At 47.5% G+C, this 16319-nt stretch carries 22 protein-coding genes and 1 other annotated feature; of the genes, 10 read left to right on the top strand and 12 right to left on the bottom strand.

From position 1 onward, the window contains the following. Window positions 1-171 (top strand): GGDEF domain-containing protein (locus B4F99_RS09125; RefSeq protein WP_290757195.1); only part of this gene is annotated, 171 nt, incomplete at its 5' end. Window positions 172-226: 55 nt separating this feature from the next. Here B4F99_RS09125 and B4F99_RS09120 read toward each other — a convergent pair. Then, window positions 227-784: a hypothetical protein gene (locus B4F99_RS09120; protein ID WP_290757126.1), complete on the bottom strand. Its 558-nt coding sequence runs from the start codon at window positions 782-784 to the stop codon at window positions 227-229. Between the two features lie 255 nt (window positions 785-1039). Between B4F99_RS09120 and nikA the strand changes: the two genes are divergently transcribed. The 5 genes from nikA to B4F99_RS09095 are packed head-to-tail and all read left to right on the top strand — an operon-like array spanning window position 1040 to window position 6043. Next, on the top strand, window positions 1040-2650 hold the full coding sequence (nikA, locus tag B4F99_RS09115; RefSeq protein WP_290757123.1) for a nickel ABC transporter substrate-binding protein: 1611 nt from the start codon (window positions 1040-1042) through the stop codon (window positions 2648-2650). 12 nt (window positions 2651-2662) lie between these two features. After that, a complete protein-coding gene (nikB, locus tag B4F99_RS09110) occupies window positions 2663-3604 on the top strand; it encodes a nickel ABC transporter permease (RefSeq protein ID WP_290757121.1) in 942 nt (313 codons plus the stop codon). Beyond that, on the top strand, window positions 3601-4446 hold the full coding sequence (gene nikC, locus B4F99_RS09105) for a nickel ABC transporter permease subunit NikC (RefSeq protein ID WP_290757118.1): 846 nt from the start codon (window positions 3601-3603) through the stop codon (window positions 4444-4446). Before nikB ends, nikC begins: the two co-directional genes overlap by 4 nt. Next, a complete protein-coding gene (locus B4F99_RS09100) occupies window positions 4443-5249 on the top strand; it encodes an ABC transporter ATP-binding protein (protein WP_290757115.1) in 807 nt (268 codons plus the stop codon). Before nikC ends, B4F99_RS09100 begins: the two co-directional genes overlap by 4 nt. Further along, window positions 5246-6043 (top strand): ATP-binding cassette domain-containing protein, encoded by a 798-nt coding sequence (locus tag B4F99_RS09095; protein ID WP_290757112.1) that lies wholly within the window; start codon window positions 5246-5248, stop codon window positions 6041-6043. Before B4F99_RS09100 ends, B4F99_RS09095 begins: the two co-directional genes overlap by 4 nt. Before the next feature lie 46 nt (window positions 6044-6089). On the opposite strand, the gene B4F99_RS09090 is transcribed toward B4F99_RS09095, so the two are convergent. The 4 genes from B4F99_RS09090 to B4F99_RS09075 form a co-directional block, all read right to left on the bottom strand. Continuing rightward, on the bottom strand, window positions 6090-6860 hold the full coding sequence (locus B4F99_RS09090) for an ABC transporter permease (RefSeq protein WP_290757109.1): 771 nt from the start codon (window positions 6858-6860) through the stop codon (window positions 6090-6092). Continuing rightward, the gene (locus tag B4F99_RS09085; RefSeq protein WP_290757107.1) at window positions 6857-7741 is read right to left on the bottom strand and encodes an ABC transporter ATP-binding protein; all 885 of its coding nucleotides are present in this window, start codon (window positions 7739-7741) and stop codon (window positions 6857-6859) included. Before B4F99_RS09085 ends, B4F99_RS09090 begins: the two co-directional genes overlap by 4 nt. After that, the gene (locus B4F99_RS09080) at window positions 7738-7965 is read right to left on the bottom strand and encodes a PLDc N-terminal domain-containing protein (protein ID WP_290757104.1); all 228 of its coding nucleotides are present in this window, start codon (window positions 7963-7965) and stop codon (window positions 7738-7740) included. The genes B4F99_RS09085 and B4F99_RS09080 overlap by 4 nt, the downstream gene beginning before the upstream one ends. Before the next feature lie 100 nt (window positions 7966-8065). Continuing rightward, window positions 8066-8584: a transcriptional regulator gene (locus B4F99_RS09075; protein WP_290757101.1), complete on the bottom strand. Its 519-nt coding sequence runs from the start codon at window positions 8582-8584 to the stop codon at window positions 8066-8068. A gap of 150 nt (window positions 8585-8734) precedes the next feature. Here B4F99_RS09075 and B4F99_RS09070 point away from each other — a divergent pair, with 150 nt between their 5' ends. Next, entirely contained in the window at window positions 8735-9004 is a 270-nt protein-coding gene (locus tag B4F99_RS09070) for a hypothetical protein (protein WP_290757098.1), read from the top strand. A gap of 58 nt (window positions 9005-9062) precedes the next feature. Here B4F99_RS09070 and solA read toward each other — a convergent pair whose 3' ends face one another. The 4 genes from solA to B4F99_RS09050 all read right to left on the bottom strand — a co-directional run bounded on the left by solA (window position 9063) and on the right by B4F99_RS09050 (window position 12964). Next, window positions 9063-10205: an N-methyl-L-tryptophan oxidase gene (gene solA, locus B4F99_RS09065; protein ID WP_290757094.1), complete on the bottom strand. Its 1143-nt coding sequence runs from the start codon at window positions 10203-10205 to the stop codon at window positions 9063-9065. A 70-nt stretch (window positions 10206-10275) separates the two neighbouring features. Further along, window positions 10276-11553, bottom strand: coding sequence for a methyl-accepting chemotaxis protein (locus B4F99_RS09060; protein ID WP_290757092.1), 1278 nt, complete (start codon window positions 11551-11553; stop codon window positions 10276-10278). A gap of 22 nt (window positions 11554-11575) precedes the next feature. Further along, window positions 11576-12010, bottom strand: coding sequence for a hypothetical protein (locus B4F99_RS09055; RefSeq protein ID WP_290757089.1), 435 nt, complete (start codon window positions 12008-12010; stop codon window positions 11576-11578). A 483-nt stretch (window positions 12011-12493) separates the two neighbouring features. Further along, window positions 12494-12964 (bottom strand): DUF2975 domain-containing protein, encoded by a 471-nt coding sequence (locus B4F99_RS09050; RefSeq protein ID WP_290757086.1) that lies wholly within the window; start codon window positions 12962-12964, stop codon window positions 12494-12496. 146 nt (window positions 12965-13110) lie between these two features. Here B4F99_RS09050 and B4F99_RS09045 point away from each other — a divergent pair, with 146 nt between their 5' ends. The 3 genes from B4F99_RS09045 to B4F99_RS09035 all read left to right on the top strand — a co-directional run bounded on the left by B4F99_RS09045 (window position 13111) and on the right by B4F99_RS09035 (window position 14058). Further along, a complete protein-coding gene (locus B4F99_RS09045) occupies window positions 13111-13335 on the top strand; it encodes a DUF2188 domain-containing protein (protein ID WP_029341445.1) in 225 nt (74 codons plus the stop codon). 137 nt (window positions 13336-13472) lie between these two features. Beyond that, window positions 13473-13682: a helix-turn-helix transcriptional regulator gene (locus tag B4F99_RS09040; protein ID WP_290757080.1), complete on the top strand. Its 210-nt coding sequence runs from the start codon at window positions 13473-13475 to the stop codon at window positions 13680-13682. Continuing rightward, entirely contained in the window at window positions 13675-14058 is a 384-nt protein-coding gene (locus B4F99_RS09035) for a hypothetical protein (RefSeq protein WP_214855835.1), read from the top strand. The genes B4F99_RS09040 and B4F99_RS09035 overlap by 8 nt, the downstream gene beginning before the upstream one ends. A gap of 26 nt (window positions 14059-14084) precedes the next feature. Here B4F99_RS09035 and B4F99_RS09030 read toward each other — a convergent pair whose 3' ends face one another. From B4F99_RS09030 to B4F99_RS09020, 3 genes are all read right to left on the bottom strand, one after another. Further along, window positions 14085-14675, bottom strand: coding sequence for a GNAT family N-acetyltransferase (locus B4F99_RS09030; protein WP_290757076.1), 591 nt, complete (start codon window positions 14673-14675; stop codon window positions 14085-14087). 84 nt (window positions 14676-14759) lie between these two features. Then, window positions 14760-15005 (top strand) — a binding site (T-box leader). Between the two features lie 326 nt (window positions 15006-15331). Continuing rightward, a complete protein-coding gene (locus tag B4F99_RS09025) occupies window positions 15332-15583 on the bottom strand; it encodes a hypothetical protein (protein ID WP_214855841.1) in 252 nt (83 codons plus the stop codon). 58 nt (window positions 15584-15641) lie between these two features. After that, window positions 15642-16298, bottom strand: a complete 657-nt coding sequence (locus B4F99_RS09020) for a hypothetical protein (RefSeq protein WP_290757071.1) — start codon at window positions 16296-16298, stop codon at window positions 15642-15644. Window positions 16299-16319 lie beyond the last annotated feature (21 nt).

The following is a 16319-nucleotide window of genomic DNA, read 5'->3' as shown; positions in this document are numbered from 1 at the left end:
AGTGAGTGGGAAACAGATTACCGCGTGTCGACGAGTATCGGGATTGTGATATATGACACCGAATTTCGTCCAGAGTTAAAAGTCTTGTTACAACAGGCGGACGTTGCACTATATGCCGCTAAGTCGTCAGGAAAGAATACGTATCAGTTCTATGAGCAGGCGAAGAAATGACGAAATATTAAAAGACACGACGCTTCTGAATCTCCTCAGAAACGATCAGGTCTTTTTACTTACTATGTAGGCGATGCACGATCCGAATGACGTCTTTTTTCGTACGGTCAGGAAACCTGAGACACAACGTCTCGATACATGTCACAGGATCCTCATTCTCTAACAAGCGGAGGGCTTCCTTTACGACTGGATCAAGTGATTCGGTGACTTCGGAAGCTTTAGCAGTCGAGTCGCTCAAGTGATGCATCAAATAAAACAACAATGTATGGATAAAAACGAGGACGACTTTCGTCGCAAACGAAATCGTGATGGACTCAGCATAGAGATCCATCCAAAGCAGGACACTTAAACTTACCCAAAAATTCACTACGGTAAAGAGTACGTTCGAGACAGGGCGTTTAAAAAGGCCACCGAACGCACGCATCACCCCATCGAACACGACGCTAACGAGTAGACTGACAAGATAGAAGCATAAAAGAAATACGAGACAACCAACGAACGAGTCGTAGGAAACATCTCCGACGGATAAAATCAGTCCATCGATCATCAGTAAAGGGAGCACTAAGAGCAGACTGAGCAACACAAGCGAGACGGAGGAAACCAGTCGTGACATCCTATCATCCTTTCCGTACAAATGATTTCCTTAGACAAGAAATGCAGCATACAAACTAGGATACCGCTTAACACAGTTGATTACAATTATTTACAAACAAGAGGCGTACACAGAATGTTACTCAGTTAAGCGTGGAAACCCTGTCAAAAAGCGTCTTTACGTCCAGTTAACATCTGGATTATCCATTGACAATCCTTATCTTTCCCACTTACAATTGAAAATGATTATCAATACAAGTTGGGGGATCTGCTTACCATGAACGTTAACCGTAAAAAATTACTAATTTCTACCGTCTCGATCCTGTCTTTGACATCGTTATTGATCGGCTGCTCGAATCCAGGCGAGTCGACAGGAGAGCGAAAAGATAAAGATACATTGACGCTCGCGTGGCCACGCGACGTTGGAACGATGAATCCACACGTCTATAATCCATCACAACTGTTCGCACAGTCGATGATCTATGAGCCACTCGTCCACTATGGAGAAGGTGGAAAGCTCGAGCCATACTTAGCCTCGTCTTGGAAGATTTCTGAAGACGGAAAAACGTATACGTTCACGCTTCGTGACGGCGTCAAGTTCTCGGACGGTTCGACGTTTGACGCAGCGATCGTCAAAAAGAACTTTGACTCGATCCTTAAACAAAAAGCCTTACATAGCTGGCTTGGTTTCATCACGAAAATCGAGAAGACGGAAGCGGTTGATGCGAAGACATTCCGTCTGACATTATCCGAAGCCTATTACCCGACGATTCAGGAACTCGCGGTCGTCCGTCCGGTCCGTTTCCTCGGAGAGGCTGGATTCCCGGAGAACGGCGATACATCGAAAGGTGTCAAAAAGGAAGTCGGGACAGGTCCATGGATGCTCGACGAATACAAACCGGATCAGTATGCGACGTTTAAGGTCAATAAGAACTACTGGGGACCGAAGCCGAACATCGATCACATCAAGGTCGACATCATCCCGGATGCGGAGACACGTGTCTTAGCACTCGAAAAAGGACAGGTTGATCTGATTTACGGGGAAGGGGCGATCAGTATCGATGCCTTCAATCAGTTGAAGACGGATAAGTCGTACAAAACGCAGATGTCTGAACCAGTCGCGACGCGTCTCCTCGTTTTGAACACGAAAAATAAACGTCTGTCTGACGAACGCGTCCGCCAGGCGTTACAGCACGGGTTCGATAAAGCCGCCCTCGTTGAAGGGATCACGTCGGGATTAGAAGCACCGGCTGATTACCTTTTGCCACCGAACATGCCGTACACATCGAACTCGAAAGTGAAGCAACGGGATTATGACGTGAAGGAAGCAAATCGTCTTCTTGACGAAGCAGGCTGGAAACTGCCGAAAGGTGAGAAGGTCCGCGTCAAAGATGGTCAACCGCTGCAAATCGGGATGATGTATGATGCGGCCGAGCAGGTCCAAAAGGCGATGGCCGAAACGTTGCAGTCGGAATGGTCGAAAATCGGCGTCGAGCTGAAGACGGAAGCTGTCGAATTACCGGATCAAGTCCAGCGCTTCAAGGACAACCGATTTGACATCAACTTCTACAGCAACTTCGGTGCACCGTATGATCCGCATACGTTCGTGAACCTGATTGATACGGATGGCTTCGGCTTCAAAGAAGCGATTTCGTCTTATCCGAATAAAGAACAACTGTTGCAAGAGATCAAAGATGTCTTGAAGACGACGGACGAGACGAAACGTCAGAAGATGTACGCCGACATTCTGCCATCACTCCAAGATCAAGGGGCATTGATTCCAATCTCGTACTTGAAGAAGATGGCAATCTATCAGTCGGACGTGACGAACTTCCAGTTCCCTGCGAACCGAGACGAGAGTCCATTCGCGCGTATCGGCATCAACTAAAGGAGGGATGACATGGGGGTCTTCCTCGTCAAACGCATATTATCCGTCATCCCGATTTTGTTACTGGCGGTCTTGATTCTGACTGGGTTGATTCATTTGTCACCGGTTGATCCGGCACAGGCCTATCTGTCCGCTGCTCATATCCAACCGACGGATGAACTGCTCGCTGCCAAACGAGCAGAATTCGGACTCGATCAACCGTTTTATAAACAATATATCGATGCCGTCATCCGCTTGGCGCAGCTTGATTTCGGAACATCGTATCTATCGGGTAAACCGGTCCTTGAAGATGTCTTGTTACGTTTACCACCGACAGTCGAACTGGCTTTGACGAGTCTGTTGCTGGCGCTTGTCATCAGTATTCCACTCGGGTTCCTTGCCGGCATTAAGAAAAATGGCTTCTTTGACCATCTGAGTCGGGGAATCGCCTTCATCGGGGCTTCGATCCCTTCGTTTTGGCTCGGGTATCTGTTCATCTTCTTCTTTGCCGTAAAGCTGGATTGGTTTCCGGTCGGCGGGACAGGAAGCGTAATGCACTTGATTTTACCGGCATTGACACTCGCGTTTCCATTGATTGCCCTGTATACACGCTTGCTACGCGGAAGTGTGATTGAAGCATTGAATGAACCATATGTCTTGTTTGCGCGTACACGTGGATTAAAGGAAGGACGAATTCTTGGCAAACACGTCCTTCGGATGGCGATTCCGCCGATGATCACGGGTCTTGGGATGAACCTCGGGAAGTTGCTGACGGGAACGATCATCGTCGAGACCGTTTTCTCGTGGCCCGGCTTCGGTCGCTACTTCATCGAAGCAATCTTTGATCGGGATATGCCGGTCATCCAAGGCTACGTCTTTCTCGCGGCACTCGTCTTCATCGGCAGCAGTTTGCTCGTCGATATCATTCAAGCCGTACTCGATCCACGACTAGCGAAAAAAGGAGGAGCAGTATGAATACTCCACTTCCAGCAACGATGATCCGGTTGCGGTATACGCCGCTTCTTTATCTTTGTGCCATCGTCTTAATCGGGATGGCAGGCATTGCGTTGTTTGCGCCATGGATCGCACCGCATGATCCGAACCTCGTCGACCTGACGCAAAAGCTCCATGGTCCGTCGTCAGCCTATCCACTCGGAACCGACCAACTCGGACGCTGTCTCTTGTCGCGTTTGATTTACGGCGCACGGATTTCACTCGGCTGTGCCGTTTTGATTTTCGTCGCCTCGCTCGCAATCGGACTGTTCGTCGGAACACTTGCCGGTTACCGTGGTGGCTGGGTCGACCAACTCTTGATGCGTCTCTGTGACGGTGTGATGGCATTCCCGAGTTTGATTCTCGTCCTCGGTCTCGTCGGTATTTTCGGTCCAGGTCTCAAGCAGGTCATCATCGCCTTGATGCTCGTCCAGTGGGTCTACTACGCGCGGATGTTCCGCGGAATGGTCATGACGCTGAAGACGGAAGCGTTCATCGCCGCTGCTCGCGTCAACGGTTCGTCTTCGTGGAAAATCATCCGGACGCACATTCTGCCGAACATCTTACCGCCGCTGCTCGTCATCGGAACGCTTGAGATGGGCTGGGCGATCATGGATATCTCGGCGATGTCGTTCCTCGGGCTTGGTGTCCAGTCACCGACAGCCGAGTGGGGCGCGATGATTCACGAAGGAAAATCGTACATCCGGACGAATCCGGAATTGATGATTTATCCGGGACTTGCGATCATGCTTGTCATCATCAGCTTTAACCTAGTAGGAGAACAGTTAGCAGAACGATTCGGTGTATCAAAAACGATGAAATGAGAGGAGGTGCCCGTATCGAACCGATCTTAGCTGTCGACGGTCTGACCGTCCGTACGAAACAACAAGTAACATTGATCGAAGGGGTGACGTTCTCAATGCAAGCTGGACAGATTCTTGGTCTTGTCGGAGAAAGTGGTTGCGGGAAGACAGTGACGAGTCTCGCCTTGATGCGTCTACTTAATCCACAGACAACAGACGTCACCGGCGATATTAGACTGAACGGAACATCAATTCAATCCTTATCAGAACGCGCTGTGCGAACGATTCGGGGCGGTGAGATTGCGTTCATCATGCAAAATCCGATGAGTGCCTTCACACCGGTCTATTCGATCGGGCACCAGATGATCGAGACGATTCAGACCCATACACGTTGTTCAAAACGTGAAGCGAAACAACAAGCGATGACGGCACTCGAAGAAGTCAATCTGACGGATGCCGCCCGGTTGCTCAAAGCTTATCCGTTCGAGCTGAGTGGCGGGATGTTGCAACGGATCATGATCGCCTTAGCCGTTGCCCTGCGCCCAAGCGTCTTGATTGCCGACGAACCGACGACGGCGCTCGATGTCTTTAATCAAAAGACGGTTCTTGAATTACTTGAACGGATGCGGGCGACTTACGGAACGGCGATGTTACTCATCTCGCATGATCTCGGTGTGATCGCTGAACTTGCAGACGATGTCCTCGTCATGCAGCAAGGACGGATCGTTGAGCAAGCAGATGTTTTTGAATTGTTTGATCGACCGCAGCATCCGTATACGCAGTCACTTCTCGCACAGCATATCGGAAGGGAGGCGCTCGGATGAGTCTACTACAAATCGATCAAGTCTCACACGTCTATAAACGCCGGTTTCGACCAGCACAGACCGTCTTACATGATGTGTCGTTGACGCTTGAAGCGGGACGTTGTCTCGGGTTGCTCGGATCGAGCGGTGCCGGGAAAAGTACGCTCGGACGACTGTTGCTTGGGCTCGAACGTCCGTCAAGCGGTACGATTTGGTTCAACGGTGTCGACCGGCATGCGACAAAACGACCGTTTCAAGGAGATGTCCAAGTCGTCTTCCAGGATTCCTTCGCCGCCGTCAATCCGAAACTGACGGCGGCCGATATCATTGCGGAACCGCTCGATAACTTCATTCGTTTAAAGGGAGATGCGCGGCAACAGCGACTCGTCACGCTTATCGAACAAGTCGGGCTCAAGGCGACGGATTTGACGAAATATCCGGCGCAGTTCAGTGGCGGACAACTCCAGCGGATCGCAATTGCGCGAGCGATTGCTGCCGAACCGCGCCTGATCGTCCTTGATGAAGCAGTCAGTAGTCTCGACATGGTCAATAAACGATTGATTCTCGCTTTGCTAGCTGATTTAAAGCGAAAACACGGCTTAACATATGTCTTCATCACCCATGACATTAAAGCTGCCGAGCAACTCTGTGACAGCTTCGCGATCTTAGAGCAGGGACGCCTTGTCGGTCATTACCCGAGTCTAGCGGCGTTCGATGCTGCGACGGATCCTGCCGTTGAACGGATGCGTCAAGCGAAGCTTGCCATGCACCCAAGACAACGAACGATTCGAAAGACACAACCAACTAAAGGATAACGGACTGCTGAACGCTTCCGTTATCCTTTTTTGTTGTAGAGCCGGATCAGTAAGCCGTTTTTCGGAACCGAAGTGCCGACCAGCCGAGGGTGAGGACAATCCAAACGAGACAAGAAATGACACCGAACAGATGGGACGAAGAAAAAAACGATGTGTTCGATGGAACTGACAGAAGCGCACCAGGCATGAAAAATAGAACGTCTGGCTTTAGCGAAGGAAGTACAACAAGAAGCAAGGAGACGACGAGCGATAGGATGCCAATCGGTACAGCGCGTTGCAAGAAGGTGCTGATCAGTAATGTCAGACTAACGACGAACAACGTCCAAAGACTAAAATCGAGGATGATGCGTAGCGCAAGCACCGGCGAAAGGAATCCGAACCAATAGACGGTCAGACAATAGGACGTGAGTGCCCCGATTAGAATTCCGAATAAACTGATCATACCGTGACTGAACCATTTCGATAGCAGATAGACATTCCGAGAAACGGGACGCGTTAAAATGAAATCCTGCATGCCGGTTTGGCGATCTGACGCTAACAGTCCCATGAAGCTCATGATCAGAACGATCAAGCCAAGCTGATTGAACTGTCCATGAATCGTTGCGCTAAAGACGTCAAGTGATTGCGGAGCAGGACGATTCGGGTCAACGATGATGCCATCCGCGTTTCCGACGTGTGCGAGCAAGACATCCATATACATCAACAGCAATGGTTGCGTCACGCCGAGAGCAATGAAAAACAGCGGTAACCAGACGATTTTCCATTCTTTCCACGCTTCCAACCACTCGGTCAGCGTCAGCGTATAAAACGTCCTCATACGTCCGCCACCATGTCGAGGAACCGTTCCTCGAGTCCAATCGGTTGATAGGCAATCGAAGCAATCGACCATCCTAGCTGAATCAGAGTGGTCGCTAACTGTGAGAGGTCAAGCGGCTGCTGTGCGGAGAACTGATAGCAGCACGGGTTGATTCGATCAATCTCGACTCGTGGAAATCGTGTCGCAGAAAACGAAGGGACAGCTGTAAGCGTCTCGACTTGAATCCGGTATTGATCCACGTTGCGTTGATTATCGAGCGGTCCCAGCAATTTTCCATGTTTAATGACGAGGAAGCGGTCGCAACACGTCTTTGCGTCTTCTAACAAGTGCGTTGAGACGATGATCGTCATCCGTTTCTTTAAGCGGAGAATCAATTGATTGATATCATGTCGACCACTTGGATCAAGGGCGGAAGCCGGTTCGTCAAGAATCAAAAATGTCGGTTCATGTAAGATGGCTTGGGCGATTCCGAGACGTTGGCGCATCCCGCCGGACAAGCGTTCAATGACTTCTGCTTGTTGAGCGTGGAGTCCCACTTCATGTAGAACGTCCGGAATCCGCTTATTTAACGTTGCACGATCAAGCCCCGACAAGTGACCGAAAAAACGCAGTGACTGTTCGCACGTCATCCAAGGTTTAAAGTCGGTCTGTTGTGATAAGTAGCCGATCGATCGCTGGTGTTGACGGATGGAGCGCGAAGACATCGTGATGGAACCACGGTCACTCTCGATCATGCCGCTAAGACATTTCAGGAGTGTCGTCTTTCCGGCACCATTTGGACCAATCAGTCCAAGACATTCATGTTCGTGAATCGTAAAGGAAATATCGTCTAGGATAAGACGTCGTTGAAGTGAAAGCTGGAGATGAGAAATCTGAATCATGCTGTCATCCTCCTTCCGAGGACGAAGTAGAGAATCGAGCCAATCGGCTGGACGAGGAGAATAATCAATAACCAAGTAGTCGGTGTCGCGATCCGGTCCTTGCGTCTGAACCAATCGATACAGGCGCAGCTGAATAGAATCAGGTTGATGGAGATGTAAATCAATAATAGGGGCAAAAAGCGTTCCCAGTCGATGTGTGATAAGGCAGAGAAATCTGTATTCATGAAACACCCTCCTTTTCTATTTCCATTATCAATAATGAAAATAGAAAAGTCAATAAAAGATGTATTGATAAAAAAACACTCTCCTGAATACAGAGAGTGTTTACGGTAAGATGACGAGTGAGACGGTCCGTTCTTTTGCTTGGTCTTCCGTCTCCAAGTGATGATATTTTTCGAGCAAAGTCTGCATTTCCTCTTGGAAATCATTAAAGGTTTCATCCGTCAGTTGCAGTTTAGCAATCGAGAACGTCGAGTGGTCCTGACCTTCCGTTTGAACGGTCTGTTCGAAGTATGTTTGGTACTGCTGTAAGACATACATGAAGTAGAACGAGACGAAATTCACTTTTTCGTCGTACGTCGCACTGTTCCAGTCTGCTTCGCTAATTTGATAACCGCTTGTGTTCAAGGCATAAATTTTCTCCTCGACTTTTCCGACACGATGGACGGCGACGACTTTCAACAACTGATCGTCCATCATCGCATTGACTTGCCGGTATAAGGTCGACTGCGGTACATCCGTTAAGCGTTGATTCAGTTGCATGATTGATAAACCATCTTCGAGATCAATCAATTCGAACGCAATCTTAAAACGGACATGGTTTTTGAAGAGATTAAAGTTCACGTCGTGTTCCCCTCCTTCATTTAATCGTTTCCTAAAACTATCTTAGCATGTTTTTGGAAACATTCTTAAAAATGATAATGAAAAAAGAGGAAATGTGATGCCTCTCTTGAATGATTTATACTAGAATATTGTAAAGAAAGGAGTCATCATATGAAAAATATAAGTTATCGCTATGGTACATATGCACTCGTTACTAGTTTTTTCTTATTCTTCATCGTTCAATTATTCCAAGCGTATATTGAATTATCACCCGAATTTCTAGGAGAAAACCTTGGAGAATACGGTTTATCGTTTTTCCCGATAAGTGCATTGCTCGTTGGACTCGTATTATTTATTCACGGCTGGTGGAGTGAAGATGAAAAAAAGCAGCATGAAAAACTAGCTGCAAAAAATCAGCAAGAATCGAATGAATCGGTGTGACATCATGCCGTTGATACAGAAGACCGACAACGCATTTTCGTTGCCGGTCTTTATCGTTTCATGTGTTCAATTGTTTAAAACGCTTAATCGCGAACGGTCCGATTGGTTCAGTCGTCGATCGTTCCATGATCAATTCACTAAGTACTTTTCCAACTAAGCTACTGAACTTGAACCCGTGACCGGAGAAGCCGGCGGCGATCGCGATGTGCGGATAGTCTGGATGCAAATCGATGATGAAGTCCTCGTCTGGCGTCATCGTATAAAGACATGCTTTACCATGAGATAAGGTATCGATCGAGGGGATGAATGTGTTCGTGAACTGTCGTAAATCTGCCAGATCACCGGCTTCTTGACCAAATGGACGGCGTGGATGATTCGGATCAACCGGGATACCACCATCGTGCCGTCCGATTTTCAGACCGGCTTGAGCGATGCTTGGAAAACCGTAATAATAACCGGCGGGTGTATCAAAGGCAAAAGCAGGGAACGCCGTATCGTTAAATACTTCTTCCGCTGCTTCAAACCAGGCAAACGTCTTTCGGACCGGGCGAAGCGGTAAGGAGAGGCCGGTCTGTTCGAGCAACGGACCAGACCAAGCCCCGGCTGCGACGATCAACGCGTCAGCTGAATAGATGTCTGATCCAACCGTCACGTCAACACCAGTGGCATGAGCAGTAAGCGTCGTCACTGTTGCATTCGTCCGGATGTCGACACCGTTCGCGACAGCAAGGTTCCGGTACGCTTCAATACAATCCTCGCACTTCAACACACCGGACGTCGGTTCAAAACAACCGATATAATCGTCGGGCATCGTTAAGCCGGACCAGCGGATTCTAACTTCCTCAGCCGTCAGGACCTCGAGCGGTAAATCGTATTGCGCTGCACTCTTGATGATCGTCTGCATCGAACAGGACGAACGTTGACCGGCATTCAAGACTCCGGTGTTCAGGAACAAGCTCCGACCACTGACCTGTTCTAACTCGTACCATAAGCGTTGCGCAGTTAACGCGAGCGGTACGTAAGCTTCCCCTTCACCATAGGCATGGCGGATGATCCGTGTCTCCCCGTGATGACTTGCTTGATCATGCGGCGGATTGTGGGCGTCTAGTAGTAAGATTTTTTGATTGGTTCGTGAAAGATAGTAACCGGCAGCCATTCCCATGGATCCGGCACCGACGATGATGACATCATATTGGGACATGTGGTTCGACTCCTTCATATGTATATTCATACCAGTATAAAGTGAGAACCAAAACATGACAAATGTGATATCAGATCTCGAAGCGACGGGCTTCTTGTTCTAAGTGTTCCGTTCGTGCGTTTAAATCACCGACGAGCGTATGCAACGTCGTGATCGTCGCAATCATCTGTTCAGACGCAGCGGCGACTTCCTCGTTGCTTGCCGTATGCTCTTCCGCGACAGCGGCAATTTCCGTTAAGGCATTGCGAATGAATCGTTCTGCCTGCAAGACGTCTTCCATCTGTTGCGTCATCTGCTGCGTTGCTGACGAGACGTGCGTGACTTGATCCGTCAACCGTTCGAACGTTGTATCCGTATCAAGGACGATCTGCTTACCGGCTGCTGTTGCTTCAACCGTTGTCTTGAAACTGTGTTGCATCTGTTGCGCACTGTCTTCAATCGAGGTGACGATTGTTGCGATTTCACTGACACTACTTGCGACGTGACTTGAGAGATTCTTGACCTCGGTCGCAACGACGGCGAAGCCTTTGCCTTGTTCGCCAGCCCGTGCTGCTTCGATCGCGGCATTGAGGGCAAGTAGATTCGTCTGCTCGGAAATACCGCGGATAATGCCGACGAGCGTTTGGATATCCGATGATTGCTGTTTCAGTAGATCAATCTGTTCAGCAGACTGGGTGACATGTTGATGAATGTGGCGCATCTGTTCGACAGAAGCAGACATTTGATCCCGTCCGACTCGTGTCAGTATTGCCATCTGATCCGTCGTTCCTTGAATTTCGACACCAGACTGATTCGTCGTCTCGATCAATGCTGCGAACTGATTCATCTCGTCATTCAATGAAAGCGTGACTTGCGTCTGACTTTCAGTTCCCGTTGCGATTTCCGACATCGTATGAGCGATTTGCTCAGATCCGTCGAGTACTTCTGATGTACTTTGATCAATCGATTGACTCGTCGTCGAGACGAGAGTGGCTGTCTGTTTGATATCAACGATCATCGTCCGCAGCATCTCATTCATATCACGAATCGAGATCGCAAGCGCATAGATTTCGTCCTTTGAAGCGATTGTCAAATCGCTCAACGTCTGTTTCGCCTGATTCAGTCGTCCGTCGGCAATCAATGCGGCGACTTTCTGTAACGTCTCGAGCGGACGTAATTTTCGACCGAGCACGATGTAGAGCAAGACGAGGGTGATCGTTAACAACAGGAGCATTAACCCGATGAAAATCGGAGCGTTTTGTTGTAATAGATCCGTCGTAAGCGCATTGACTTCCTTCGCATCGATGTCTGTTCCAAGAATACCGATGACTTGACCGGACGCATCTTTTAACGGAACGTAGATGCTCATATACTGTCCATTCTCAGGATCATTAATGATGTCCGTCGCCTTTTAAAACATCTTGCATATCCGCGACTTTTGCACCGCTTGCTGGCGCATCAATTTTAGCCGCATCTTTCTTTGGGAGACCGTCAATCAGCAAACGGACCTTATTTTGGTCGATGTGTGCTGTGTATGCATACAGGAGTCCGTTTTGCTTACGTAATGTATCAAGTTCATTTCGTAACGTTTCATATTGCTCAGACGCGATAGGCGATTGTAGAAATTCGCTGTAAGCCGCCGTGTCGAATGTCTTGCTGATACGTAAAGCATCCTTTTCAGCGGTCGCTTTAAGCGTTGAAACCGCAGTTTGCTTCGTATTGAAGTATAAGGCCAGACTACTAAAAACAAAAAAGGCAATCAAAATCAAACTAATCATTACTAAAAGGCGTGTTCGGATGGAATGGTTCTTGGTTGTGTTCTTCACGTGTAACTAGTCCTCTCAACTCATATTTTCTATCTATAATTCATTTATCGGTCGGTAAAATACATATTAAACAGGACCTTTTAACGATTTTTTTTATGCCACCGCTGGAAGACAAACTATTTCTTCTAAAAAAAGGATTTATCAAGAATGATTCAGGGCAAATAGTAGATAAAAAAATACAAATTGAGGGAAGAGGGATCGAGATGGAAAGTGAAGTCGATCATCGAATCAAAGCAAGACATGTATATGAAAATGAATTACGAAGACACGCAGTCAGTACAAAAAAAGCGAGCTTTCGTCTGATGACATGTCTACGTTGTCAATCAAAAATCCTGTTAAAGCAGGGACATCAGGACAGCCATCAATGTGACACGAACTAAAAAATCCCACTCTTAAGAGCGGGATTAAATAAAGTGTTAGATAGAACAGGCAACAGTTAGAATAAAAAAATAATCATGAGCACTTGTTTTTCGGTCGTTCACGTTAGGATTTCATCGGCAACACATAGTGTAATAATAATTGCTGAATACAGGAAAGTAGTGTTCCGATTGTCAATGGAGCAAGAACTAAACCTATACCGATGATAATCACACCAGGTGCGTCGTCAATCTGACCGATATAGAAAAAGACGGGAAAAAGACATGCCGTTAAAATGGCGACGATATAAAAAGACAATTTCATCGATTGAATGGAAGCCGTGATGAGCGGAAGAGCTGGAGGAGTCATCGACATGTATCGAAGGATGCGGAGCGCATGAAATAAAATCATAAGAGTCGGGATGAAGATAAGGTATGCGGTCAATAGAACACTGTAGCCAGGTCGCTCGAGTAACAAGTTTTTCGTGATACCATGACAGACAAATGGGATGCCAAGACCAGCTAAACCGAACAGACTGAAGATGATACCGAAGACGATAAAGCGTAAAAACCGGACTTGCCAGACGAAATGATTCACGATATCAACTCCTTTCGAGGCAACAAACGTTTCTTTTAGTATACTGCATCCCCCGAGAGGCTAGTAGAAAATTCAAGTGAAGAGGCAACCGCACTATAAAATAGTGTCATTAAGATGAAATAGATTAAGGAAATGGAGGTCACGTGATGAAACGAGAGCAACATGTCACGCCGCATCCAAAAGGTGGCTATCAAGTGAAAGCTGCCGGTGCGACTCGAGCAACCAAACGATTCGCTACACAGAAAGAAGCGATCGCAGAAGGGCGTCGCATTGCGAAAAGTCAGAAGACAGAGCTCGTCATTCATAACAAAGAAGGGCAGATTCGGGAAAAAGATTCCTACGGACATGATCCATTTCCACCACGAGGTTGAGCCATCATATACGACACGTTCTGGTTATGAGAGCGTTTCTTTTTAATGATTTTTTTGTCAAAAGTTTTTGACATAATGATGGAAGTTCATTACAGTAAATATGTAAAAAGAATTTGACACGTCGTGGAGGGATGAACGTGAGAAACCACATCAAGGAACGACGTCTAACGGCAAAATTATCGCAACAAGAATTGGCTGATCGTTGTCAAGTCAGTCGGCAGACGATTAATGCGATTGAAAACAACAAGTATGATCCGACTTTACAATTAGCGTTTAATATCGCCAAAGTCTTGCAGACACAAGTCGATCATCTGTTCATTTCAGAACAGGAGGAATGGGATGTCTAAGAAAAAAACGGTTTTATTTTTAGTAACGCTCGTGATAGTGGCGAGTCTTACCATCATTAGTATGTTCATCGAAAACAACGTAACGTTCTTCTCGATTGTTCAATTAGCGATTCTGTTGATCATGTTCTTCTCGTATTTTACGTGGGCGCGGACGACGGAGGACGAGCGTCCGGTACCTGATGACGAACTTGGAGAAAAGATTACGATGGAGAGCGGGCTCGTTAGCTACAAAATTCTGATTGTCCTGATTTTTGGATTCATCTGTCTCGATTACTTTTTACATGAATCAGCGAATCTGCTATTGATCATCTTATTCGCGATCGGACTCACACTGTTGCCGATCATTGAATTTGTAAAAGCACGATCTTATCGATGAAACGATACAAAAGCGTTTAGACTGATTCATCCATCTAAACGACTTTTGATATTTAACAAATTAGCTTCTTTGAGCGACCAATCACTCCGCAAGATCGAGTACATATACAAATCATCGAACTGACCACGTGTTTTCTCATATTGACGAAGCAACCCTTCACGCTGGAATCCAAGCCGTTCAAGCAATCGTTGCGAAGCGGTGTTTGCTGGTAGGACAAGTGCTTCAATACGATTTAAAGAGAGATCCTCAAAACCATACTCGATGACCGCAAGCGCTGCTTCCTTCGCGATGCCTTGTCCCTGATAGGCAGGGTTCAACTCAAACCCGATTTCAGCCCGCTGATGGCGTTCGGATTGATTCAAGAAACCGCAACTACCGATGATGACATCGTCTTCATGTAACGTGATCCCAAACCGGATGCCCGTACCCTCACGACGAATCGAGGCGTACCAGTCAATCTCTTCAAGCGCGTCTGCTTCTGATTGAAAGGCGGCGAGTCCCATCTGTTTGACGACGTGTTCGTCTGATAAATAAGCGAGGACGCTCGTAGCATCTTCGGGTAACACTTCGCGTAAGACGAGACGATCCGTTTTTAGCGTTGGGAAAGTATGTAACATTCAAAAAACTCCTTTGCAAGAAAATGTAAAAAGTTATTGTGCAGTGTTTAAGGCATATGGTAAGATTCTCCACAACAAGAGCATATCATTTCGTTGACGAGAAAAAGTAATGATTGTCGCTCTGCCTTACAGAAAACCGGGATTGCTGAGAACCGGAAGCCAGATCAATCATGAAGATCCTCTCTGAGAAGTCACGCTGAACCATTCAGTAAGTGTGACCGGGTGTCCACCGTTACATGGAATGCACATGATAGTGTGCAACTAAGTGCTGTCGAGAACGAGTATTCTCGACGGAATATGGGTGGTATCGCGGTGAAGTCCGTCCCTGTCAAAGGGGCGGACTTTTTTTTGTATTCTCTCAGTTACCGATTATAGGAGCGAACAAGAGATGACGTCACAAAACTAAGCAGAAACCGTACAACAACGCGAGGAGCGTGTCCGAAACAGATGGAAACAAGACCAGGTCTTCGCACGATCGATTGAACAACGCACGGAAGCAGAATTCGTATTCTATGAAGGTCCACCGACTGCTGCGACTCGGGAACTGCGAACGCGATTCGCGAAGAGACACGCAATTGTTATTTCTATGAAAAGATGGGTTACCGATTGACCGGTGTCAGTCAACCGCTCAATGAACGGGCGACACTCGTTTCCTATCAGAAATCGGTTTCGGAATGAGCGGGTTTTATCGGAAGGAAGAACCACCACAGATTCGTTAAAAGAGCGGCAAGGACGGCAAAGTTAAACAGATAAAGGCAAAAGAAGAAGACGAACTCACCGATGTCTTCAAGGTTAGCTAACGGATTATCGATCAAGTACGATTCGTGACTGACGCCGAAGATGAATAAAGGAAAGAAGACATAGAAGTATCGTTTCCAAAAGAATGACGCAGGACCAGTTTGAAACATATGAGCACCTCCTGAAGGAATGTCGCGCTTCTTCCGGTCAGAAGAAGCGTGTGTTCGTTTACGATAAAGATGGTGTCCCGACGACTTCGACGTGGCGCGTGACCGTATCAAACAGACGTGTCCGCGTATCGTTATGAGACAACAGCAACGGCTCACCCGTCTCGTCATAGATGAAGGCAATCGGAATCGAAAAACCACAGTTGCGGTACGAACCATCGGCATGACTCGTTCCGATCATGAGCGCTTGTTGCGCCTGACTGATGATGCGCGCTTCACCGGACCACTCAACGTACTGTTCCTCGCTGAACATGCCGACGCCAATCGGGTTGAAGATGAGATCAAGTCCGGATTCCTCGCGTAGTCCGTCGTTTCCTAAGAAGATTTCGCGGCAGAGGACGTATCCATAGCGAAATAACCCGTCGTTTGCTGTTGATGGTGTATAAAGCGGTCCAGCTTCTGGTGTTTTGGCGCGATCAAGCAGAATCGTCCCGGTCGCATCGATGATGACAGCGCGATCGAGATTCGCTTCATCTTTGTAACCGAGGACGATTGCTGATTCGAACTGCTTGGCAAGATGTTGCACGCGTTCGAGTTCTGCGACCGTACAATAGCCTTCCGGGTAGACAATCAGATCGATTTCAGGATAAGCGGTGATTTCACGTTCGAATTGCTCGAGCCCGGTCTCGCGTTTCGGTTGGGCGATTAATAATTTCATCAAAACATCCTCTCAGGTATA

This window comes from Exiguobacterium sp. UBA3491 (assembly GCF_002377745.1).
GTDB lineage: Bacteria > Bacillota > Bacilli > Exiguobacteriales > Exiguobacteriaceae > Exiguobacterium_A.
Note: the sequence above shows the minus strand (reverse complement) of the source record. Positions and strands in the feature narration are given on the sequence as shown.